Source organism: Salipaludibacillus sp. CF4.18 (genome assembly GCF_051262595.1).
GTDB lineage: Bacteria > Bacillota > Bacilli > Bacillales > Salisediminibacteriaceae > Salipaludibacillus > Salipaludibacillus neizhouensis.
This window is the reverse complement of record NZ_JBIMEV010000006.1, coordinates 37,557-58,861: the sequence shown is the minus strand read 5'-3', so window position 1 is coordinate 58,861 and position 21,305 is coordinate 37,557. Positions and strand designations below refer to the sequence as shown.

General features: G+C 36.8%; 20 protein-coding genes and 1 pseudogene. 13 read left to right on the top strand and 8 right to left on the bottom strand.

Annotated elements, in window-relative coordinates:
- The first annotated feature begins 115 nt into the window (after nucleotides 1-115).
- Nucleotides 116-1,120, top strand: a complete 1,005-nt coding sequence (locus ACHABW_RS06150; protein ID WP_435754520.1) for a Gfo/Idh/MocA family protein — start codon at nucleotides 116-118, stop codon at nucleotides 1,118-1,120.
- Between the two features lie 72 nt (nucleotides 1,121-1,192).
- On the opposite strand, the gene ACHABW_RS06145 is transcribed toward ACHABW_RS06150, so the two are convergent.
- From ACHABW_RS06145 to ACHABW_RS06135, 3 genes are all read right to left on the bottom strand, one after another.
- Complete coding sequence (locus ACHABW_RS06145) at nucleotides 1,193-1,516, bottom strand: DUF4870 domain-containing protein (protein WP_110935137.1); 324 nt, start codon at nucleotides 1,514-1,516, stop codon at nucleotides 1,193-1,195.
- Nucleotides 1,517-1,605: 89 nt separating this feature from the next.
- Nucleotides 1,606-2,526: an EamA family transporter RarD gene (rarD, locus tag ACHABW_RS06140; RefSeq protein ID WP_435754519.1), complete on the bottom strand. Its 921-nt coding sequence runs from the start codon at nucleotides 2,524-2,526 to the stop codon at nucleotides 1,606-1,608.
- A 282-nt stretch (nucleotides 2,527-2,808) separates the two neighbouring features.
- The gene (locus ACHABW_RS06135) at nucleotides 2,809-4,686 is read right to left on the bottom strand and encodes an LTA synthase family protein (RefSeq protein WP_435754518.1); all 1,878 of its coding nucleotides are present in this window, start codon (nucleotides 4,684-4,686) and stop codon (nucleotides 2,809-2,811) included.
- 456 nt (nucleotides 4,687-5,142) lie between these two features.
- On the opposite strand from ACHABW_RS06135, the gene ACHABW_RS06130 reads away from it, so the two are divergent.
- The 3 genes from ACHABW_RS06130 to ACHABW_RS06120 all read left to right on the top strand — a co-directional run bounded on the left by ACHABW_RS06130 (nucleotide 5,143) and on the right by ACHABW_RS06120 (nucleotide 6,956).
- Nucleotides 5,143-5,778, top strand: a complete 636-nt coding sequence (locus ACHABW_RS06130; protein WP_435754517.1) for a YitT family protein — start codon at nucleotides 5,143-5,145, stop codon at nucleotides 5,776-5,778.
- A 204-nt stretch (nucleotides 5,779-5,982) separates the two neighbouring features.
- The gene (locus ACHABW_RS06125; RefSeq protein ID WP_435754516.1) at nucleotides 5,983-6,402 is read left to right on the top strand and encodes a tripartite tricarboxylate transporter substrate-binding protein; all 420 of its coding nucleotides are present in this window, start codon (nucleotides 5,983-5,985) and stop codon (nucleotides 6,400-6,402) included.
- A gap of 17 nt (nucleotides 6,403-6,419) precedes the next feature.
- The gene (locus tag ACHABW_RS06120) at nucleotides 6,420-6,956 is read left to right on the top strand and encodes a tripartite tricarboxylate transporter substrate-binding protein (RefSeq protein ID WP_435754515.1); all 537 of its coding nucleotides are present in this window, start codon (nucleotides 6,420-6,422) and stop codon (nucleotides 6,954-6,956) included.
- 75 nt (nucleotides 6,957-7,031) lie between these two features.
- Here the strand turns inward: ACHABW_RS06120 and ACHABW_RS06115 are convergent, their stop codons facing one another.
- From ACHABW_RS06115 to ACHABW_RS06105, 3 genes are read right to left on the bottom strand one after another with little or no spacing between them, the layout of a single operon-like run.
- Entirely contained in the window at nucleotides 7,032-9,011 is a 1,980-nt protein-coding gene (locus ACHABW_RS06115; RefSeq protein WP_435754514.1) for a tripartite tricarboxylate transporter permease, read from the bottom strand.
- 56 nt (nucleotides 9,012-9,067) lie between these two features.
- Nucleotides 9,068-9,346 (bottom strand): hypothetical protein, encoded by a 279-nt coding sequence (locus tag ACHABW_RS06110; RefSeq protein ID WP_110935143.1) that lies wholly within the window; start codon nucleotides 9,344-9,346, stop codon nucleotides 9,068-9,070.
- A gap of 11 nt (nucleotides 9,347-9,357) precedes the next feature.
- The gene (locus tag ACHABW_RS06105; protein ID WP_435754513.1) at nucleotides 9,358-10,614 is read right to left on the bottom strand and encodes an MFS transporter; all 1,257 of its coding nucleotides are present in this window, start codon (nucleotides 10,612-10,614) and stop codon (nucleotides 9,358-9,360) included.
- Nucleotides 10,615-10,837: 223 nt separating this feature from the next.
- Here ACHABW_RS06105 and ACHABW_RS06100 point away from each other — a divergent pair, with 223 nt between their 5' ends.
- Complete coding sequence (locus tag ACHABW_RS06100) at nucleotides 10,838-12,211, top strand: amino acid permease (protein WP_435754512.1); 1,374 nt, start codon at nucleotides 10,838-10,840, stop codon at nucleotides 12,209-12,211.
- Here the strand turns inward: ACHABW_RS06100 and ACHABW_RS06095 are convergent.
- Nucleotides 12,192-12,821 (bottom strand): LysE family transporter, encoded by a 630-nt coding sequence (locus tag ACHABW_RS06095; RefSeq protein WP_110935146.1) that lies wholly within the window; start codon nucleotides 12,819-12,821, stop codon nucleotides 12,192-12,194. The genes ACHABW_RS06100 and ACHABW_RS06095 overlap by 20 nt on opposite strands.
- A 290-nt stretch (nucleotides 12,822-13,111) precedes the next feature.
- Between ACHABW_RS06095 and ACHABW_RS06090 the strand changes: the two genes are divergently transcribed.
- From ACHABW_RS06090 to ACHABW_RS06065, 6 genes are all read left to right on the top strand, one after another.
- The gene (locus ACHABW_RS06090) at nucleotides 13,112-13,330 is read left to right on the top strand and encodes a hypothetical protein (RefSeq protein WP_435754511.1); all 219 of its coding nucleotides are present in this window, start codon (nucleotides 13,112-13,114) and stop codon (nucleotides 13,328-13,330) included.
- A gap of 190 nt (nucleotides 13,331-13,520) precedes the next feature.
- The gene (gene moaA, locus ACHABW_RS06085; RefSeq protein ID WP_435754510.1) at nucleotides 13,521-14,543 is read left to right on the top strand and encodes a GTP 3',8-cyclase MoaA; all 1,023 of its coding nucleotides are present in this window, start codon (nucleotides 13,521-13,523) and stop codon (nucleotides 14,541-14,543) included.
- Nucleotides 14,544-14,927: 384 nt separating this feature from the next.
- The gene (locus ACHABW_RS06080) at nucleotides 14,928-15,707 is read left to right on the top strand and encodes a TerC family protein (RefSeq protein ID WP_435754509.1); all 780 of its coding nucleotides are present in this window, start codon (nucleotides 14,928-14,930) and stop codon (nucleotides 15,705-15,707) included.
- A 141-nt stretch (nucleotides 15,708-15,848) separates the two neighbouring features.
- Complete coding sequence (locus tag ACHABW_RS06075) at nucleotides 15,849-16,346, top strand: L,D-transpeptidase family protein (RefSeq protein ID WP_435754508.1); 498 nt, start codon at nucleotides 15,849-15,851, stop codon at nucleotides 16,344-16,346.
- 95 nt (nucleotides 16,347-16,441) lie between these two features.
- A complete protein-coding gene (locus ACHABW_RS06070; RefSeq protein WP_435754507.1) occupies nucleotides 16,442-17,278 on the top strand; it encodes a sulfurtransferase in 837 nt (278 codons plus the stop codon).
- Nucleotides 17,279-17,388: 110 nt separating this feature from the next.
- Nucleotides 17,389-18,255, top strand: a complete 867-nt coding sequence (locus ACHABW_RS06065) for a hypothetical protein (RefSeq protein WP_435754506.1) — start codon at nucleotides 17,389-17,391, stop codon at nucleotides 18,253-18,255.
- A gap of 157 nt (nucleotides 18,256-18,412) precedes the next feature.
- Here ACHABW_RS06065 and ACHABW_RS06060 read toward each other — a convergent pair whose 3' ends face one another.
- On the bottom strand, nucleotides 18,413-19,144 hold the full coding sequence (locus ACHABW_RS06060; protein WP_435754505.1) for a hypothetical protein: 732 nt from the start codon (nucleotides 19,142-19,144) through the stop codon (nucleotides 18,413-18,415).
- A gap of 267 nt (nucleotides 19,145-19,411) precedes the next feature.
- Here ACHABW_RS06060 and ACHABW_RS06055 point away from each other — a divergent pair.
- A pseudogene (locus ACHABW_RS06055) lies at nucleotides 19,412-20,602 on the top strand (MFS transporter).
- A complete protein-coding gene (gene queC / locus ACHABW_RS06050) occupies nucleotides 20,592-21,245 on the top strand; it encodes a 7-cyano-7-deazaguanine synthase QueC (protein ID WP_110935155.1) in 654 nt (217 codons plus the stop codon). The pseudogene ACHABW_RS06055 and the gene queC overlap by 11 nt, the downstream one beginning before the upstream one ends.
- Nucleotides 21,246-21,305: the final 60 nt, after the last annotated feature.

Below are 21,305 nucleotides of genomic sequence, written 5' to 3'. Positions count from 1 at the left end.
GCCTTTAAACTATATACATTAATATTTACTCGACTTAGCAAATTTATATCATTGATGATAAGATTGTATCCAGACGTTTAATCATTAATTAGGGTAGAATTTAGGAGGAACTGATATGAATAAAAATAATCAAGTTCGTTTTGGTGTAATTGGTACAAACTGGATCACGGAAGCCTTTATTCGTGCTGCGAGTGAGATACCAGAATTTAAACTAACAGCAGTATACTCTCGTACAAAAAAGAAAGGCAAAGAGTTTGCAGAAAAATACAATCAAGTCCAAGTTTTTACAGAAGTGAGCGAAATGGCAAAAAGTTCGGACGTTGATGCTGTGTATATTGCGAGTCCTAATTCTTTTCACTCTGACCAAGGATGTCTTGTGATGGAACAGAGTAAACACGTAATTTGCGAGAAACCTATGGCGTCTAATGTTCATGAGATGAAGAAATTAATCGAGAGCGCCCAGAAGAATAACGTTGTTTTGATGGAAGGCATTAAGTCAACTCACCAGCCAAATTTTCAAATAATTATTGATCATTTACATAAAGTTGGAACCGTTAGACGTTATTTCTCAAGCTATTGTCAGTATTCGTCACGTTATGATGCATACAAAGAGGGCGTTATTCTAAATGCCTTTGACCCTGCATTCTCAAATGGTTCATTAATGGATATTGGGATATATGGCATCTACCCAGCTATCGTTTTGTTTGGAGAACCTAATCAGGTATCTGCAACGGGAGTGATGTTAACTTCCGGGGTAGATGGTCAAGGAAGTCTTCTCTTAAAATACAATGAGTTAGAATGTGTCATTATGCATTCAAAAATTGCAAACTCTTTTATTCCATCTGAGATTCAAGGGGAAAAAGGAAGTATGATTATCAACAATATTCATGACCCAAAAAATATTTTAATTCGATTTAACGACGGTACAGAGGAACAAATTCAAGTACCTCAGGAACAGCTTGCAATGTACTATGAGGCAGCAGAATTTATCCGTTTAATAAAAACTGGAGAATCTGAGTCATCTATTAACTCACATAAGAGTTCTTTAATTACGGCAAAGGTAATGGAAGAAGCAAGAAAGCAAGTGGGGGTGCGATTCCCTGCAGACCATCAGTCGTAAAAAAAGGTTGTGGCATAAGGTCAACCTTGACCTTATGCCACAACCTTTACTTTAAAAGTCTATTTCGCTCGTTCATTTAATTAATCTAAATATTAAAGGGAATTTATAATATTCTCCATCATATGCTTTTATAGCGGCAATAATAGTTAAAATAAACCCAGCAACTCCAACAATGGCAAGCATTAAGATGCCGATTAAAATAAGGACAAACAGCCCACTAATAATAGAATAAACGGTAATAGATATTAAAAAGTTCAGGTATTCTTTTCCGTGATAGTCAATAAATTCAGATTCGTCTTTTTTAAGAATCCAAATAATGACTGGGCCAATAAAAACTGTGAAATAACTAATCAAGTAAATTAACATAGCTAACGTTTTTTCTTCCTTTGAAATCATCCTCTCACCTCCTCTTATAGTTTACTCACCGTAGTCCAGAGATTTTCCTGTTGGACACTTAGTTTATTAAAAAATGTTTTAGCCATATATTATCTTTGCTTTGGTTGGATACTCACCATAAAAGATGACTTCCCGATAGAATAAATAACTAAGCCCACCCAAATGAATGCAAATGAAACAACGTGAACGATCGTAAATGGTTCGTTATAGAAGATAACTCCTAAAATTAGCATAATTGTAGGAGCAATATATTGAAGAAATCCAATGAGTGAGAAAGGGATTTTTTGAGCGCCAATTCCAAATAGCAGCAGTGGAACAGCTGTTGCAATACCAGTACCTATTAATAGATAACCAGTTGACAGATTTTGTAAGTGTAGGATGGAGGATACATCACGATGTATCCAAAACAAAAAACCTAATGCAATAGGAGTAAGTAGTAACGTTTCTAATGTTAAACCAGTCATTGCACCAATTTTTGTTTGTTTTTTAACTAAACCATAGCAACCGAAGCTAACCGCTAACAGAAGAGCAATGTAGGGTACTTCACCGAAAGAAAATGTTAAGATTGCAACACCGGTAAAAGCTAATCCTACAGCAATTTTTTGCCAAAAATGCAGGGTTTCTTTGAAAAAAATAACTCCTAATAAAACGTTAAAAAGTGGATTTATATAATAACCGAGGCTCACTTCAACAATTCTGTCGTTTGCAACCGCCCAGATAAAAATTACCCAGTTGATGCTAATAAAGAGAGCGGCCAATAATATCCCCACTACAATCTTTGGGTTTTCTGCTAGATATCGAAGGTCATAGATTAAAGCTTTGAACTTTTTTGTTACTAATAATAAAATAAGCATAATTAAAAGCGACCATACTATCCGATGCGCTAGTACTTCAAAAGGCGGGACATGATCTACAAACTTCCAATAAATAGGGAGGAATCCCCAAATGAGGTAAGCACCTATGCCAGAAGCAACCCCCATACTAATTTCTTTCTTCTCTTGATGCTCCATGAAGTAAGTGCCTCATTTCATAAATTTTACTCGTTAAGAATTGTTTTCTTCATCATTGACTAATATTACATGTTATTTCCAGTAAAGGATACTGTAAGAATGTTGTTTTTGTAGAAGATGTTAGAATAAAGAGAAAGACTATCACTTAAGCCGAAGAGCAGCACACGGTTTTCTTGCAGGGGACAACCTCAGTAGAGGCTGAAGTGTTGCCGTCGGACAGTTTTCGCCTCTAGATCAGTGTTGAGTGTATCTTTAGAAAGTGTTTGTGAACATGGGTATTGATTAGTTTTCATGAAGATTCTTGTCAAAGCGCAATAAATCTCCGTAAATGATCCTGTCTGAGTAATTAAGCTGCTTTTTAACGTTTTCCTTATAGGGGAGACATAAGCTATTATCTGTTTGTATACCTGTTTTTTTAGAATAGCAATGTTCATTTGTATAAACGACATCGTCAGTTATAAAACTGCCGTCTCTAAGGATTACAAGATCCTCCCGTTCTCTAGAGAAAAGATTATTACCTAATATTGTTTGTTTTTCTTCATCTATTCCAAGTAGGTGTAAAAGTGTAGGCCGGAAGTCAATTTGGCCGGAAACTGTAGAAATAACCTTACCTTCCATTCCAGGAATATGAATAATCAATGGTACTTGTTGAAGCTCTGTTTCTACGAAAGGAGTAATTTCTTTCTCTAAGTATGTTGACATGTCACGGTTATGGTTAGCGGAAATACCATTATGATCACCGTAAATAATTATCATTGAATTTTCGTACAGGTCTTTTTCCTTTAAGTTTTCAAATAATACCTTCAGTGATTCATCCATGTATCTCACTGTCGGGAAGTATTTATTTAAAGTGTTGCTCTTGGAATTATAACGACCAATATACATATCCTCTTCATCCAAATCAAATGGATAATGATTTGTTAACGTAATTAAATTGGCATAAAAAGGTTGGGGCATATGGGAAAGATGTCCAACTGACTGCTCCATAAACTTAATATCTTTTAGACCCCAACCAACACTATTTTCACGATCAATCCTGTAATCGTCTTGTGTATAAAAACGATTGTATCCAAGTTGTCGATACATCAAATTTCTGTTCCAAAAACTTCCGTTATTTCCATGCAGAGACGAAGTGAAATACCCGTGATTATTCATTATTTCTGGCAAAGCGTGATACTTATTACTTGCATGAGAAAAGAAAACAGCACCTCTGGAGAGGGGGAACAAAGAGTTATTCATTAAAAATTCTGCATCAGAAGACTTTCCTTGAGCTGTTTGATGATAGAATTCTTCAAAGTATATACTATCACTTATTAGTTCATTTAAAAATGGTGTGATTTCTTCTCCATTTACTGTATTATTGATTACAAAATTTTGCAATGACTCTGCAGCTATTAAAATAACGTTCTTTCCTTTAGCAATGCCATACGAGTCAAGTTGACTCAAATCGTTCTTTTCACCTATAGAATCGTTAATTCTAGAAAACTCTTCTTCACTGGCTAGTACACGGTGAGCACGAGCGTTCGTATGAAGATAAGCATCATAAAGGTGGTAATTGTAAATTCCAACATTTTTAACAAGAAGTTCCCTGTCAAAGGAACGGGATAACAATTGGGGTCTTTCGATATTTGCTAAACCAAGGTTTACGATCAAGACGATCAAAACAACAGTAAATAGCGGACTTAGTTCCGTAAATTTAAATTTTTTCCAATTATCTGTGAACGTAGTTTTGCCTTTTTGCAAAAGGAAAATAATCAGGATCAGATCAGAAAAATAGACGATGTCGTACCAATGGATAATTGAAAATATACTTGAGCCTAGTTTTGATAAATTTCCTCCTAACATAAATAGTGGGATTGTAATAAAATCAGTGAATACTCTATAATACAAAATGTTTGCGTAAAGAATGCAAGAAACGGTTGCCATGAATAATAGCAAATAAAAATGTTGTTTTATTGGGTTTCGCATTGAAATCAAACATAGGAATACGATTAAAAAACACCAGGGATTTAAGACAAGAATCATCCACTGATTTAGGTTTTGGATAGACGTTTGAAACTCCGTTATACTGACAAGTATTGTTTTCCCCCACAATAATAAAAATACTAAGATAAAAATTTGTTGACCTTTATAAATATCTTTCACTTTAATTTCCCCCATTAGCTCATCCCATGATATTCCTTTAGTTATTTCAGTGCTTGAATGATTGACTGTAGGATCATTAAAATCCAAAGCTAATATATTTTTATTTGCACATGATTATCCCTTTAGCTTTAAGCTTTACTCTTAGCAAATAAGTTTCCTTATCAACACATTACCTTCAACAGTAACGACAAGCGCGGATTTTAAATATTCTCAGCTAGTGTAATGGATGATTTATTAATAGTAGGTTGTGCTTTTACTCTCAGCCAGATACATTGGATTTCTTTGTCATTTCATACGTTGCTCTTCAAGTCATGCTTCTGAAAGTCATAATTCAGCTAGTTACTCAGTAGAATAATGATAGGACAAGTTTATCGAGGCTTACTTAGTGGGGTGAATCGACGTGGAATATAAAGATTACAAACTAATGAGGATGAGAATAATTAGTTATGATCGTTTATTAGGAATTTTACTGTGAGGCATAGCTTAAGAGCGTATGTTTTAATATCTTGTGGTGCTATTATACAGGGATTTGCAATGGCGTTATTTCTCTTCCCTAATTCTATTCCTTCCGGTGGTGCAGGTGGCCTTGCAGTACTTTTAAATTACTGGTTAAATGTACCGGTAAGTTTTGCTCTTTGGTTTGTCAATTTTTCTTTACTTGTTTTAGCTATCTACTGGCTTGGAAATGCGAGTGCAATTGGAACAATGTATGGTATAACCGTGACCTCTTTAAGTGTGCACTTCTTTACGATTACGATGCATATGCCGCAAACAATTGTGTGGATTGATCTGCTAACCGGTTCTATCATTTTAGGTTGTGGGATTGGAATACTGCTCAGACAAGGTGTTTCCAATGGTGGCATGGGGGTAATTGCCCTCTTGGTCTCAAAATACAGGGGGATCCCTCCCGGTAAACCGCTTTTAATATTGAACGGTTTAATATTTATTCTAACTGCGTCTATTATTGACTGGCGGATCATCATTCTTGCACTCCTTTCCCAATGGATTTCAACCCATATTGTGGATGTTGTCTTTAAATTAGATATAAATTCGCGAATAGATAAGATGAAGATTTTGACTGAAGGATTAGTGTGGAGAAGAAAATAAGAAATCTTTCCTTCATACAAAATTGTTAGAAACGAAACCAGTGGACGAATACCAGATAAGCAAAGTGGAGTTAGACTACTAGCAGTGGGTTTCTCTTATTAAAAGCTAAACTATTTCAATTTCTTTTTTTCTAGACAACATACCCATTCATCTGTAAAAACATATGGATGTAGGGTAGAGAATTTAGAAAAGGAGGAATATATTTTGTTTAAAAGAAATGGTATGATCGTATTAATATGCAGCTTTTTCTTCTTCATCACTACTGCGTGTTCATCTGAATCTGTTGAGGAAGAATATCCAGAAAAAAGTATTCAGCTAGTTGTTTCTTTTTCACCAGGAGCTGCAACAGATACGCAAGCAAGAATCATTTCAAAGTATGCCAATAAATACTTAGGAGAGGAACTTGTTATTGTAAACAAGCCCGGTGGAGGTGGACAGGTTGGCTGGAATTCCTTTGCTTCAACGGAGTCTGATGGATATACACTGGCCGTCTATAATCTGCCTCATATTATCACTCAACCGCTTGTGGGGGATACTTCTTATGCAATAGACACCTTTGAACCAATTGTAAATTGGGGCGGTGATCCCCTACCGTATTTGCTGTACATGTGGATAGTGAGATAACTACACTTGATGAACTAGTGGCACAATCAAAAGCTGCACCCGGTTCCATTACTGTGGGGAACGCTGGAATGTATGTGGGACAGCACCTTGCAACTCTCTTGTTAGAAAACGAAGCCAATATTGAATTGGAAGATGTTCCATTTCAAGGGGCAGCAGATGCCATTGCATCATTACTAGGAGGGCATACAGATGTGGTTGCAGGAAATTTATCTGATATATACAGATTAGGAGACGAAGTTATTCCTTTAGCGATTGCAACCGAGGAGCGACATTCTTTTGCACCGGATATCCCAACGTTCTCAGAACTAGGCTTTACCGACGTTATCATGAGTACTGACAGGGGAATAGCAGCTAGACAAGGAACTCCCCCCGAAGTGATCGATAAACTAGAGAAAGCATTTATAGAGATCCTTACCGATGAAAAGTTTCTGGATGAAATGGAGCAGGCAGGGGCAGATATGCTCATTATGAATCGAGAAGAGATGATCGAAGAAATTAAAATCCGGACGGAAACTTATCAGGAATTACTTGATTCAATTGGGGTAACAGACTAAATAACAGGCGGGGAAACTTTCACAGCGGTGCTTCAAAAAATATGTTTTGATCTTTTGAGGCACCGTTTTTATAAGTTAGAACATGGGAAAAACATTGAGTGGTACTTTTAAAATGAGTTTAAAAACAATATAAAGAATAACCGTAAAACTAATAGAAATAATAATCATTCTTGAATATTGTATCGTCTGCCATTTCAATAGATGAACGTATAGAGGGACGATCATCATTAAAATAAATACTTGCGTATAGTATCCTATTTGATTCGTAAGGAGACTAACGATGCTTACCAAAACTAAGAGAGGGAAAATTATCATGATTTTACTTTTATTTGCATTTGTTTTTAACTGAGAGAGAACCTGTCTTGATGAAGAAAAATATTCAAGGACAGTAAAAACAACAATTAAAAGCAGCGTTACTTGAGGGAAAATCCGATGCTCAAACGGAAATTTAAATAAATAGATTGTAGACAGAATGGTTACAAGGATAGTTCCTATCCAGAGGACACTTGAAAATGAAAATAAATATTGTTTAGTTAAAACGTGTTTGCGCTCTTTTGATGGTTTCAGCGGTTGATTCTTTTTTTTCACTACTTGAATTACCGACATCGTGATTGTTAGCATGACGAGAGAATACAAAATAATGTTCCAACTGCCAGTGAAGAAATATGCCATTTGTGAACCACTTGCACCACCAACTTGGAGACCTTGTAAAAGTCCTTCTTCAGCAATTGAACCTAAAATAAAACCAAGCGCAATTGGCGCAGGGGAAAAACGGTGTTTTTGCAGAAAAAACATGAGACAGCCTAAAATAACGACAGTATGAATATCAAAGCTATTGTTTTGAGTCGTGTAAGCTCCAATAATCGAAAATGACAAAATGACCGGAGCCATAACATGAGAAGGAATACTTGTTAAACGTGTCATATATTTTATCATAGCGAGACCGACAATGAGTAAGACTAATTGAGCTGCAACCATACTGTAAAGGAATACATAGGCAACTTCAGCATTATCTATGAACAGGTTTTGACCGGGCCAAATCCCATGTATAAGTAAGCCACCCAAAAATATTGCTGCAGTAGGTGAGCCTGGGATGCCTAGAGTAAGTAAGGGGATTAAAGAAGCTCCTACCATTGCATTATTAGCACTTTCTGAAGCAATGACCCCTTTTTTCTCGCCTTTTCCAAAATTCTTTTTGTTTTTAGAAAATCTCTTCACTTCATTATAGGCAAGAATACTTGCGATATTACCTCCGGCTCCAGGTACAATCCCAACAACAGCACCAATGACGCTTCCTAAAGAGACCGATTTCGGTGTTTTAAACACATCAGCAAAAGATTGCTTGATCGTTGATTTTTCTTGTAATTCTTTTCGTACACCTTTTTTTTCCTTGAATCGAAGGGATTCTATAAGGCGGAGAGCTTGGGGAAATGCAAATAAGCCAATTAATACAGCTACAATATGAAGACCACCAACGAAGCTCTCAAATCCAAATGTAAACCGAGTAGTCCCGGTCACTGTACTTATTCCAATAAAGGAAAGTAGAATACCAAAAGCCCCACCAATTAAATTTCTATTGATGGATCCATCTGAGATAGCTGCGATTACCGTGATACCAAAAATGGCAATCCAAAATGTTTCGGAAGGACCAAATTGCAAAGATAGTCGTGTAAACGCCGGTGCAAAGAAGATAAGTAAAAACATGCCAAATAATCCGCCGACGACAGAAGAGATTACAGCGAGTTCTAATGCTTTTCTCGCTTTTCCGCTCTGAGCCATAGGGTAACCATCAAAAGTAGTGGCAACAGAAGCTGGGGCTCCAGGTACATTAAATAATATAGTTGGAATCGACCCGCCGAAGACACTTCCGCAATAAATGGCACCGAGCAAAATCAATCCATCTGTAGGACCAAGGCTAAAAGTAAAAGGAATCATTAACGCTACGCCCATAGTTGGAGTAAGTCCTGGTAGCGCACCAACCAAAATTCCGAGAAACAACCCGAGAAATAAAATAAGAATGTGATAGACTTCAAACACATGCCAAATATAATCCATAACCCAGCCCCCAATTTATACGCTAGGATATGATATTCGATGTGAGTTAAATTATGCTATTCTTTCTCCGTTTCAATGTCTATCTTTTTCCCGCCTACTGACAAATAAGTTAGTACCTCTAAATCCGGTTTAAGTTTAGTGAGCCCTTTTATATATGGTGATATCAAGTCCTTAAAATCCTCCGTAACACCTTCTTCTTGTAATAGTCCATAAACATACATTTTTTTCTCTTCCATTAGAAAAGCAAGGTATCCCACCGGCTTATTTTGATCAGTAACAATATTTAAAACTTGAGCGTCTTGTTTATAAAACTCTGGTGAAAAATAAATTTGCAAGTAAAGCCCTCCTATTCCGTTGTTTGATGCATTCTACTGAATATAGATCCGGATTCCTCTTGATCTCTTTTAGCTTGCCCCTTTACGTGAATGAATAAAAGACAGAATAACGCTACCAGTAACGTTAAGCCTGCTGTCGCCAAAAACATTCCTGTACGTGACCAGTTCATAAGCCAACCAAAAATAGGCGGGCCGGCAGCAACGCCTAAAAATCTGACTGAGCCATATAAAGAAGTAACCATTCCTCTTCGCTCTTTTCCGACAGAACCAGTAATTAAGCTATTTAAACAAGGTAGTACTAATCCTGTTCCGATACTACTAACGACCAATACCGATATAAATGGAACTAACGCCTTGAATAATACGAGGCTTGCAAAAGAGGCTGTCATTAACAAAAATCCTAAGATTATTAAAAATTTCATTTTCTTAAGATTTTTACCGATTTTACTGCCGGTAATGTAGGACGTTGTCATTAAAAATAATAAAGGTATTGCCAATATGAATCCTTTGAGTACCCCATCTATGGCGTACTGTGTTTCTAATACATCCGATAAATAAAATAGGATTCCAAATAATGTGAACAGGCAAGTTGCCCCAGCCAGGTAAGCAGTAAATAACCATCTTCCTTCACGCTTAAATAAAGAAAACAGGCCGTGTATATACTTCCCGAAAGGCATTGGTTCCTTTTTCTTCTTTTTTTCCTTAACAAAAAACAGCGTTAAAAAAATAGAAAACAGACAAAAGATTGGAAATCCTAGAAACGGTCCATACCAGACAATTAAAGCCAGTAATGATCCTACAATAGGAGAAAGAACCTTTCCAAAGCCATTGGAGGCTTCAACGACACCTAATACTTTGCTTTGAGCCCCACCTTTAAATAAATCACCAGTAAGTGCCATTGCAATAGGGGCTGTACCTGCTGCACCAATTCCTTGCATCGATCTGCCAACAATGATCCACGTATAAGGACTATTAAAAAAGGCCGCTGCTAACCCAGCTAAAAGTCCACCTATCCCATATAGAAATAAAGCCGGTAAAATGATAGCTTTTCTCGAAAGGCGGTCAGATAAATATCCTAAAATAGGAATAAATATGGCGGCAGTGACAGAAAACACGGTAATCGTCAGACTTGCTTGGAGTGCAGTAATGTTTAATTCCTTTTCCATCTGAGGGAGGATCGGAATTAACATCGAGTTACCGAGTGTCATGATTAACGGGATGGAGCCTATAGCAAGAATGACCAAGCCAGTTTTCTTCTCTTTTGTCAATGTGTGGTGACCTCCTTAGGCATGTTTCGATTTGAAATGAGGTTTAGATTGTATTGTTATTAAGATGTCATAGAGTGCACTAAAAAATACATATAAAATAGAGAGTTTTTACGATTAGCAACTGGCAACTAAAACATTCGTATTATTTTTCCTCGGTTTTTTCTACATAAACAAACAAGTTTTCTGTAACAATAACAACAGTAAATAAAAGTGGGGGAAAACAATGACAGCAAAAGCAATTAAGGAGAAAAAACTGCAGTGGTGGCAGCTTTCTTTGTTAGGCTTAGCCTGTACAATTGGAACTGGTTTCTTTCTCGGATCAAGTATTGCTATATCCATGGCAGGTCCGGCAGTGATCATGTCCTATGCACTTGCAGCTATAGGAACATTTTTCGTTTATGAGGCACTGGCAAAGTTATCAATTGATGATCCACAAAAAGGTTCCTTTCGCATTTATGCTAAAAAGGCTTATGGAAGATGGGCTGGTTTCACTTGTGGGTGGGTGTATTGGTTATCGGAGTTATTAATTATGGGGAGTCAGTTAACAGCATTATCCATTTTCTCACGTTTATGGTTTCCAAATGTTCCTCTTTGGATATTTGCTTGTGTGTATTCGGTCTTAGGAATTATCGTCATTCTAACTGGTGCAAAAGGATTTGATAGAATTGAAAACCTATTGGCAGTTTTGAAAATAGCAGCGATTGTTATGTTTATTATTTTAGCTATCATTGCGTTATTTGGAGTATTTGGTCAAAACACAGTTGCTTCACCACTTCCAAATAATGTCGAGACTTTTATACCAAATGGATGGAAAGGTTTAATGCCTTCGTTAATATTTGGTTTCTATGGTTTTGCGGGGATTGAAATTATTGGACTTTTGGCCATTCGTCTTAACAATATGAAGGATGCGATTAAAGCTGGAGCGGTGATGTTTTCTTTACTCGGAATTATTTATATAGGATCCCTCTTTCTAGCAATCGTCCTTTTACCTTGGAATAAGTTTCATGCTGATAAAAGTCCTTTTGTTATGGCTTTGAATAATTACGAAATTCCATACATTGCGGATATTTTTAATGGGGTTTTTATTATTGCTGGTTTTTCTACTATGGTAGCGTCGTTGTTTGCGATGATTAAAATTCTGGTTAGCTTAGCGGAAGGAAGAGATGCTCCACAATTTTTGGCGAAAACAGTGATGAAAGCCACAGCCCTTCCAGCCATTGGATTAACTACACTCGCAATTATTGCGTCCATTGTTTTATCCATGCTAATGCCTGGGAAAATATATGAATATTTCACAACAGCAGCTGGTTTAATGCTTCTGTATAATTGGTTTTTTATCCTAGGTTCTTATAACAGGCTGCTTAAGCTTTCATTCTTTGAGAAGTTTAAACGTGCTTTAGGTTTTATCATTATTTTGGTAGCAATTGCCGGAACCACTTTTCACCATATCAGTCGTCCAGGTTTTTTGGTGAGTTTGCTATTCATCACTGTAATAGGGATAGTTACACTAATTATGAACCAGATTTGGAAGAGAAATAAAACCGATAAACCTGAAAACCCAGAACCTGGTTCACTCTTTACGAAAACAAAACAGTAGCTGCCTGTATACCAAAGTACACACCGAAACCTATGAGAGAAATGCCAGATAGAACAGAGATACTGATCAGAAGACGAGGAGTTAAAAACTTTCGAAGTGTACTCGCAAATCCAGCCATCGTAAAGTCCCATATAATGATCCCTAAAAAGATAGCTCCAACATAAAGAATAACCTGTTCCGTTGCAAAGGAAGTAATTGTTTTAGCTAATATAGAACCAAATATTCCTAACCAGAACAGGATTGTTAATGGATTGAATAACGACATGAAAAATCCAGATAAGAATGATTTCGTATGAGATTCGCTAACAGTCCTGGAATTAATTAAGGCAATCTTACCTGCCCCGGAAAGTGCTTCGATTCCTGTATACACTAAGACAAAAAATCCAAATAACCACAGAAATGTTTGCACGAAAGGGATTTCAACTAGATGTACTACACCTAGGAATACCAATATCATATATATTCCATCCGCAACCGTAGCCCCCAAACCGACTAGCCAGGCATGAAAAAAGCCACTTTTAATCCCTCTATCTAATTGTGCAGCATTAACAGGACCAATTGGAGCGGCTAAAGAAAGACCTAACAACACATACGTAAAAAAAACCGTCATGACCTATCAACCATCCTCGTCTTAAAATTAAACAGCATATTGGACAAGTTTGCTGCTTGTACATTCTATTCAGTGCGCTACGATAATACGACTGAAATAAGACAATGATCTAAAAATAGGTTTCTCAATTGTGTATTAGATAGGGAAAAAATGAAAAATATACTTAATTGCCTCTACTTAAATTTAGATTTGCTATATTAATAATAGATACAATGATCTTTTATCCTTTGCATGCTCTATTACGTTTTTAAACCCAGTGACTTGACAATACAGTTATAAGGAGAATATTGATGCAAAACGTAAATCATGGTTTTAAAAAGGCGAATGCTTTGGATGACTATTCAACGAAAGAATTAAAACTAGAATACAGTCATTTAATAGGTCAGTTAAAACAATTAAGGAACGCTGATGAATCTGGACTCGTATCAGAAGTTAAAATGCAAATGGTATATATTATAGAAGCATTAAAAACAAGAGTTGAGGTCAGTGCAGAAGAAAAAGAGGGTTAATTTCAAACGAAAGTGATTCTGCATGAGAAATTAGAAATCACCTTTTCCAGCGTATTTTGAAATCTCTGTTATTGCATTTGTAAATAATTTCTTTGTCGGTTGAGAGAGAAAGTAGCTATGTCTATGTTATGCTAGACATAGCTCTTATTATTTTTAGTGTGCTAAGTTATATAGAGAGGAGAGATCGAGCATGACACAGGAAATCATATACGATTCCCTTTCGCGACCTCTAAAAGATTTACGTATTTCAGTTACAGACCAATGTAATTTCCGCTGCTCCTATTGTATGCCGGCAGAAATATTTGATAATAATTTCCCGTTTTTAAAGCGAGATCAATTGCTATCTTTTGATGAAATAATTAGGATTACCAAAATGGCTGCTCAAATGGGAGTGGAGAAAATCCGTCTTACTGGCGGTGAGCCATTGTTACGTAAAGACCTTCATTTGTTAGTAGAACAATTAAATAAAATTGATGGAATAAAAGATATAGCACTAACCACGAATGGTGTGTATTTGCCTAAATATGCAAAAAAATTAAAAGAAGCCGGACTTAATAGGGTAAATATTAGCCTTGATGCGATCGATGATGAGGTTTTCCGTAAAATGAACGGCCGGGATGTTCCAACAGGTCCAGTTCTAAAAGGGATTGAATCTGCTCAAGCAGTTGGCTTTAAAGTAAAAATCAATGCTGTTGTGAAAAAGGGTGTAAATGATTCACAAGTTATTCCGATGGCAAAGCATTTTAAAGGTTCAGGAGTTATCGTCCGTTTTATAGAATTTATGGATGTAGGTTCCACGAATGGTTGGAATGACAAACATGTTGTGCCTAAAAAAGACATTATTAAATGGATATCCGAGGAGTTTCCTCTGGAGCCTTCAGACCCTAACTACTTTGGAGAGGTAGCAAGCCGATACCGTTACAAAGATGGAACGGGCGAAATTGGCGTTATTTCCTCAGTGTCAGATTCTTTTTGCGGTACCTGCACAAGAGCAAGGCTTTCGGCAGATGGTAAGCTATACACGTGCTTGTTTTCTCAACGTGGCCACGATATTCGTTCTTTAGTTCGCTCGGAAGAAAATGATTACGTTGTTTTAAAAGCCTTAGTGGATATATGGGAAAAACGTAGTGATCGTTATTCTGACGAACGGCGAGCAGACGGTACGCATCCTGGAACCAAGGAAAAAATTGAAATGTCTTATATCGGTGGTTAACTTACGGTGTCTACGATTTAATTTTGTTGATTTGATTAGAACAGAGAGGTACGCGAGCAATTCTGGCGTTTTCAGAGTAAAACGTTTCTTCTAGCATTATAGTACAAACAACATAAGAGTAACCCAAGCACAATTTTTAAGAAATGTCTTGACACTTTGATTCTTTGATATTATGATCATATTAATTAAATAAAACTCGTTCTCCTAAAGGGGAGTAGCTTTAATAACAAAGTCGTCATTACGGAGTAATCCTCCCGGCTTTGTTAGCGACATGTTTCATGTTGTTAGCAAGACCTTTACTGTTTGGTAAAGGTCTTTTGTGTGTTCAAAACCTTTACCAACTCTGGTAGAGGTTTTTTATTTACATAAAAAGGGGGATTTTAAATGGAATGGTCGATTGTTTTAGAATATGCATGGGTATTATTACTATTAATTGGAATTGAAGGTTTATTAGCAGCCGACAATGCATTGGTGTTAGCCGTTATGGTGAAAAAACTTCCTGAAGAATTGCGAAAGAAAGCATTATTTTATGGTTTAGCAGGAGCATTTGTCTTAAGAATTGGTTCTTTATTTGTAATTTCGTTTTTAGTAGGTGTGTGGCAAGTGCAAGCGATAGGAGCACTGTATCTTCTATTTATAGCTATGAATCATATATTCAGGAAACTTGTGGTAAGTAAGCAAAAAAGTAAAGTTGAAGTTTCGGATTCTCAGAAAAAAGCGGGTTTTTGGAGTACAGTAGTTAAAATTGAGTTAGCTGATATTGCCTTTGCTGTAGATTCTATTCTCGCAGCAGTAGCTCTTGCAATTGTATTGCCCGACTCTGGTTTACCAAATATCGGAGGATTAGATGGCGGAAAGTTTCTTGTGATTCTTACAGGAGGATTAATTGGAGTTGTTATTATGAGATATGCTGCTAGTTACTTTGTCGCTCTTCTTCATAAGCGGCCCGGACTGGAAATTGCAGCATTTGCAATTGTAGGATGGGTAGGTGTTAAATTAGCCGTATTTACATTGTCACATCCAGAATTAGCAGTTCTGCCGGAAGCATTTGCAAAATCTCCAGCATGGAAAATTACTTTTTACAGTGTTTTACTTCTTATAGCAGCTAGTGGTTGGATATTTTCCAAAGAAATAGAACAGGAAGCACCAACCATGACAGCATAATAAAAGAAGAATATACCGTTTTTCATTGAGGATGTTCAAAGGATCTGTTTTGATCTTATGGGACATCCTCATTCTATTTGTTATTCTTCATTTTAACTCTCTCTCATAGTTTAAAGAAAGAAGTATATAGGAGGAGCTAAAATGTATCGGTACATTGTCAAACCAGGAGAAAATCTTTGGTCCATTTCTGAAGACTTCAGGGTATCTTTTCAAGAGCTTATCGAAGTAAATCAAATTGAAGATCCAGCAATGATTCAAGCAGGACAAATGCTTCTCATTCCAGGTTTACCTGACAACAGTCAAATACCGTATTGGATTCAAGTTTCTATATCGGGACGCAGCTTAACTTTATTTAGAAATGATGAAGAGGTCCGAGTGTATCCGATAGCGGTTGGCAGAATACTTCATGCAACACCTACAGGTAATTTTATCATTATAAATAAAGCACCGAACCCCGGAGGACCATACGGAACAATGTGGATGTCTTTATCTAGAAAACATTACGGAATCCATGGCACGAATGATCCGTCTTCTATTGGAAAGGCTGTTTCAAGAGGATGCATACGAATGTACAACGAAGATGTTGAAGAACTAGCTTCTACCATCCCAATAGGAACTTCTGTCGTAATAAGACCATAGGAATTTTATAAAATAGACGAGTGAAGGTAAATCAAGTTAAACTATATAAAACATCTCCATTATTGGAGTGATACTAACTAGGAGGCGAGTATATATTGCATTCAAATATTACTAGTTCGGAGTGGTTATGCAACAATTTAGAAAATGAAGAGTTGGTGGTCGTAGATTGTCGCTTTCATTTGGGAAATGCAGATAAGGGTTTTGAAGAATATACAAAAGAACATATTTCCGGTGCTATATACTTGGATTTAAATAAAGATTTATCAGGAGTTCTTGGAGAGCACGGTGGCCGACATCCTTTGCCTAGTACGGATGATTTCTTAGAGACATTAGGCCGTGCAGGAATCGGTAATGATCAAATCGTTGTTATATACGATGATCAACGAGGAGCAATGGCATCGAGATTGTGGTGGATGCTTAAATACGTTGGTCATGAAAATGTACATGTGTTAGAGGAAGGCTTTTCCCATTGGAAAAAAAGGGGGTATCCGGTAACTGCTACTGTCTTATCGCCAGTGCCTAAATCATATACACCCGAAATAAACGAAGAAATGCTGGTCACGATGGAAGATGTAAAATCAATGGTTTCCCAGAAAAATGCAATACTTATTGACTCACGCTCAGAGGAAAGATTTTTAGGTATTCATGAACCTATTGATCCGGTAGCAGGACATATTCCAGGTGCAGTTTTGGAAGAGTGGATGGAAAGAACCACAGCTGATGGCAGATGGAAAAAGAAAGAAACTCAAGTTAAAGAGTTAAAATACTATAAGGAAGCGGGGCAGGATTTAATTGTGTATTGTGGATCAGGTGTTACTGCATGTGTTAACATACTGGCGCTTACCGAGGCAGGCATCCAACCTAAATTGTACGCAGGCAGTTGGAGTGATTGGGTCAGCCATGAAGATAATCCAGTTTCCAGAAAAGCATAATGCTTTGAAATCAATCTCTAAAGGGTAAAATGCCGGAGATAGGGAAGACTATGTTGAAGTTAGGAATAGTCTGATTTTCCGAATAAACTTTTTAAGGGTAGTGATGTAATGTGGATATGAAGCTGGAGGGAGAATGGTCTGAACTATTATTTTCTTATTTGACCGCATCTTGGTATGACTGGGGCGTGTCGAGTCAATTGTCTGCCTCTAATACTCATTGCTGGTCTGTAACATCCGGATATTATGCTCATTACATGTTGGCAGCATCTTTATTAAACATGTACAGGGGAACATATAAAGAAGAAAGACTGGTAAAACGGATTGCCTCTAATCATAGTAAGATGTGCAACTTTCTGAGCAACAATAAATACAATAAAGAATATAGTTTTCGTTTGCAATTTAACTCGGAGCTTGCTAATATCATGAAGATCTCAGAAGATGAGATGGACAGAAAGCTTCAAATTATTGGTGACTCTTTGTTTTCAGCAAAGAAAGCTCGTGAATCACACACGTATCATGTGATTGTTGTTTCCCATCAAACAGTTAACATCGTAGATCTTGGTGATGGAGGAACAGTGAAACCAGCAAAACTTGTATCTAAAATAAGCGAAACGATGTTAGACATCGTTCCAATCCTTCATACGTTTGTTCTAACGATGGTTGAGAAATTACTATTGGGTTTAGAGGATACTGTTAAGCATTATCATCTGAAACACCTTATTCAAGAAGTGGATGATTTTTATAAGCTTGCAGAAGATGAACGTATTTTACCTTTACCTGATTCTATGGACAATGGATTGAAAAGGTTAAAGGATTTTGCAGTGGAACACCTGGATAATACAAAAATCGAACATTATTCCGATTTTGAAGAAAGTTTATTAAGTTTTACGGAGAAAAAGGAAAATTATCAAGACTTACAGAGCAATTTTGATTACTTAAATCAGGCGTTGGTAAATGTAAAGAAGCTGAATATATGAGTAGCCTTTCTAATCCAGAGGCTACTTTTTAATTTGTTGTTTTACTGGTAGGGTGACAGCTAAATTTACACCACACATATTAAGGGATACCCACCCTCCTTTCGAGTAGCACCTATTTCTTCAAAAGTTTAGATAACATTCTTTAATCGTTAGCAATTTAGAATGAAGGTTGATAATATTGATCTATCGGATAATATATACGCTCGTTTTCAGGTAGACTCATATAGTATTTGAAGAAAATTGCTAATAGAACTGGGTATTCTTTTTTGATGACATCCTCAGGGGAAAGGTGCCATCTTGACTTACAATAAGTAACTAGTTCTGTTGAAACATCATTTCGAAGCTTGTCAGGAAGAGAAAGCATTGGATAGTGAGGGGTAAAACTTCCGTCTCCAAGAGGAAGAAGAAGACCAGTCATGAAATCATTGCGTTTAGGGGCTATGAAGATGTCGCTATAACTGACGGTTGTTTTGAGTATGCCATTATAAATATCCAGTAGCGGAAAAATTCGTTTGACTTTAAACTCGGGTTGGTAATAAAAAGAAGGGTAGCATTGCTGCCAAAAATTCAGGGTTTTTAACGTGTAAGAATGAAGTTCGTTTTTGATTAAGGGGAGATGATGTGTCAGGAATGAGGAGTATATGGTCTGTTGATTAAACTTGATTGGCGAACAGAAGGTGTACCAACTAGTAAATGGCATAAATGCTGTTTCTTCACATTCAAGAAAAATCGGATGCTGCTCACACAGTTTCAGCCAGTTATCATAGATTATTTCTCCATAGTTTGCATTTGCATAACGACTAATTTCGTCACGAACATCAAGTAACTCTTCTTTAAGACTATCCTCTAAGATTCCTAGAGTATGTAACGACCGGTTAATTGTATTCATGCACTTACCTCACTTTCAAATGTTGAATTCGATAAAAAAATGGGATACAGTTAACGAATAAAAATAGTTATTACTAGGGGGATGGAAGCGGATTTTTTTGGGGAATGAATGTTCTTATTTTAAACATAGAATCGTAAAATGTCAATATAATTTTATTCCTCAATAGTGTGGAAGGATTGCCCCATCTAATAGTTAGTGCAGAAATAATTAGCAAATAATAAGGTCCTACACTAACTCACAATATGTGTAAGTTCAGAGGAGTCTAATATGATTCGATTAGGGATTTTTTATTTTGTGTTGTATTGTTCATTTGCTGTTGTTCTCATGTTTCTTCCCTTGTACTTGCAATATCATGGGATAGGGACAGGTAGAATTGGCGTGATTATGGCGATGGGTTCCGTAATGGCAGTAATTGGTCAGCCGATTTGGGGTTACATAAGTGATAAAGTGAATTCAGCTAAAAAAGTATTACTATTTATTATGGTTTCAGCCTTATTATGTAGTTTTCTATTTTTTGCCGTTGAATCCTTTTGGCCATTATTACTCTTGTTTACGTTGTTTATGTTTTTCATGACTTCTTGCGGACCTTTAACGGATAGTATTGCTATGCAATATGCAAATAAAAACAAGAAAAACTATGGAGCTGTGCGTTCTTTTGGTTCTATTGGGGTTGGGACCTCTGCACTCGTTTTAGGAATGCTGATTGGAGTAGTGGGGATACAGTATATAGGCTGGATGTATGCCATAATCATGTTGGCTGCTATTCCTCTCGTGTTAATCATTAACGAAAGTGGCAGAGAAGTTACAACAGGCGTTCGTCCATCAATTTCTCTTTCTTCTTTAAAAGAACTATTGAAAAACAAGAAGTATATTTGGATCGTGATCATTAGTTTTTTAATTTTTACCCCACATAAGATGAATGATAGTTTATTAACGATATATTTAGCTGATTTAGGTGCTTGAGAAAAACAAATAGGCCTTGCCTGGATGTTTGCCACATTTTCTTCTGTTCCTATTTTCGCTTTGACCGGTTTGCTTTTGAAAAGATTCAAGGAGATGACATTATTAATGGTTGCAGCTTTCTTGTATTCAATTCGCTGGTTTCTGTACGGAGTATGGGATGATCCACAAATTCTTACCTACTTACAGCTCCTCCATGGAGTAACATTTCCTTTATTTTTTGTGGCAGTATTTCATTATGTAACAAAATTAGTTCCAAGAGAATTAATTGCGACGGGTCAATTGCTGTTTATCGCGTCCACGATTGGATTAGGTGGACTGCTTGGAAATGCAGGTGGAGGTTGGCACATGGAGACTTATTCTCCGCAGGAAACCTATCATTTAGCCGGGTATTTTAGTTTAATAGCTTCGATTTTAATTATGATTACTCTTCTCTATTCCCGGAGAAATAATAAAACCAAAATTTATAACGGAACGAGGATGACATATGAAAAATGATAAAGCAATAGTTGTGTTTAGTGGTGGACAAGACAGTACGACCTGCTTATTTTGGGCACTTGAAAACTTCAAGGAAGTAGAAACCGTGACGTTTAATTATAATCAACGTCACAAGCTTGAAATAGAAGTAGCAGAAGGTATCGCAAAGGAGCTAGGTGTTAAACATACCTTGTTAGATATGGGCCTGCTGAATCAGTTAGCGCCAAACGCACTAACGAGAGAAGATATCGATATAACACAGGAAGCAGATGAGTTACCTTCTACCTTTGTGGAAGGACGAAACCTGTTATTTTTATCCTTTGCAGCGATTCTCGCAAAGCAAGCAGGAGCAAAACATCTTGTCACTGGCGTATGTGAGACAGACTTTAGTGGGTATCCTGATTGCCGTGATATTTTTGTAAAATCGTTAAATGTAACGTTAAACTTAGCGATGGATAACCAGTTCGTCATTCACACCCCTTTAATGTGGCTGGACAAAGCGGAAACATGGGGATTAGCAGATGACTTACACGCATTTGAATTTGTAAGAGAGAAAACACTGACATGCTACAACGGTGTTATTGCTGATGGCTGTGGGGAATGCCCAGCATGCGAGTTGAGACAAAAAGGGCTGGATAAGTATTTATCGAAAGATAAGCGATAATAAAAGACGGCTCTGCCGTTTTTCTTATCGTAAACTTTTGATAGAAAAGGGAACTTGGCT

Coding starts and splice junctions, on each gene's coding strand:
- ACHABW_RS06150 (WP_435754520.1), top strand. CDS start 116: ATGAATAAAAATAATCAAGTTCGTTTTGGTGTAATTGGTACAAACTGG.
- ACHABW_RS06145 (WP_110935137.1), bottom strand. CDS start 1,516: ATGATTTCAAAGGAAGAAAAAACGTTAGCTATGTTAATTTACTTGATT.
- rarD (WP_435754519.1), bottom strand. CDS start 2,526: ATGGAGCATCAAGAGAAGAAAGAAATTAGTATGGGGGTTGCTTCTGGC.
- ACHABW_RS06135 (WP_435754518.1), bottom strand. CDS start 4,686: ATGGGGGAAATTAAAGTGAAAGATATTTATAAAGGTCAACAAATTTTT.
- ACHABW_RS06115 (WP_435754514.1), bottom strand. CDS start 9,011: ATGGATTATATTTGGCATGTGTTTGAAGTCTATCACATTCTTATTTTA.
- ACHABW_RS06100 (WP_435754512.1), top strand. CDS start 10,838: ATGACAGCAAAAGCAATTAAGGAGAAAAAACTGCAGTGGTGGCAGCTT.
- ACHABW_RS06095 (WP_110935146.1), bottom strand. CDS start 12,821: ATGACGGTTTTTTTTACGTATGTGTTGTTAGGTCTTTCTTTAGCCGCT.
- ACHABW_RS06090 (WP_435754511.1), top strand. CDS start 13,112: ATGCAAAACGTAAATCATGGTTTTAAAAAGGCGAATGCTTTGGATGAC.
- moaA (WP_435754510.1), top strand. CDS start 13,521: ATGACACAGGAAATCATATACGATTCCCTTTCGCGACCTCTAAAAGAT.
- ACHABW_RS06080 (WP_435754509.1), top strand. CDS start 14,928: ATGGAATGGTCGATTGTTTTAGAATATGCATGGGTATTATTACTATTA.
- ACHABW_RS06075 (WP_435754508.1), top strand. CDS start 15,849: ATGTATCGGTACATTGTCAAACCAGGAGAAAATCTTTGGTCCATTTCT.
- ACHABW_RS06060 (WP_435754505.1), bottom strand. CDS start 19,144: ATGAATACAATTAACCGGTCGTTACATACTCTAGGAATCTTAGAGGAT.
- queC (WP_110935155.1), top strand. CDS start 20,592: ATGAAAAATGATAAAGCAATAGTTGTGTTTAGTGGTGGACAAGACAGT.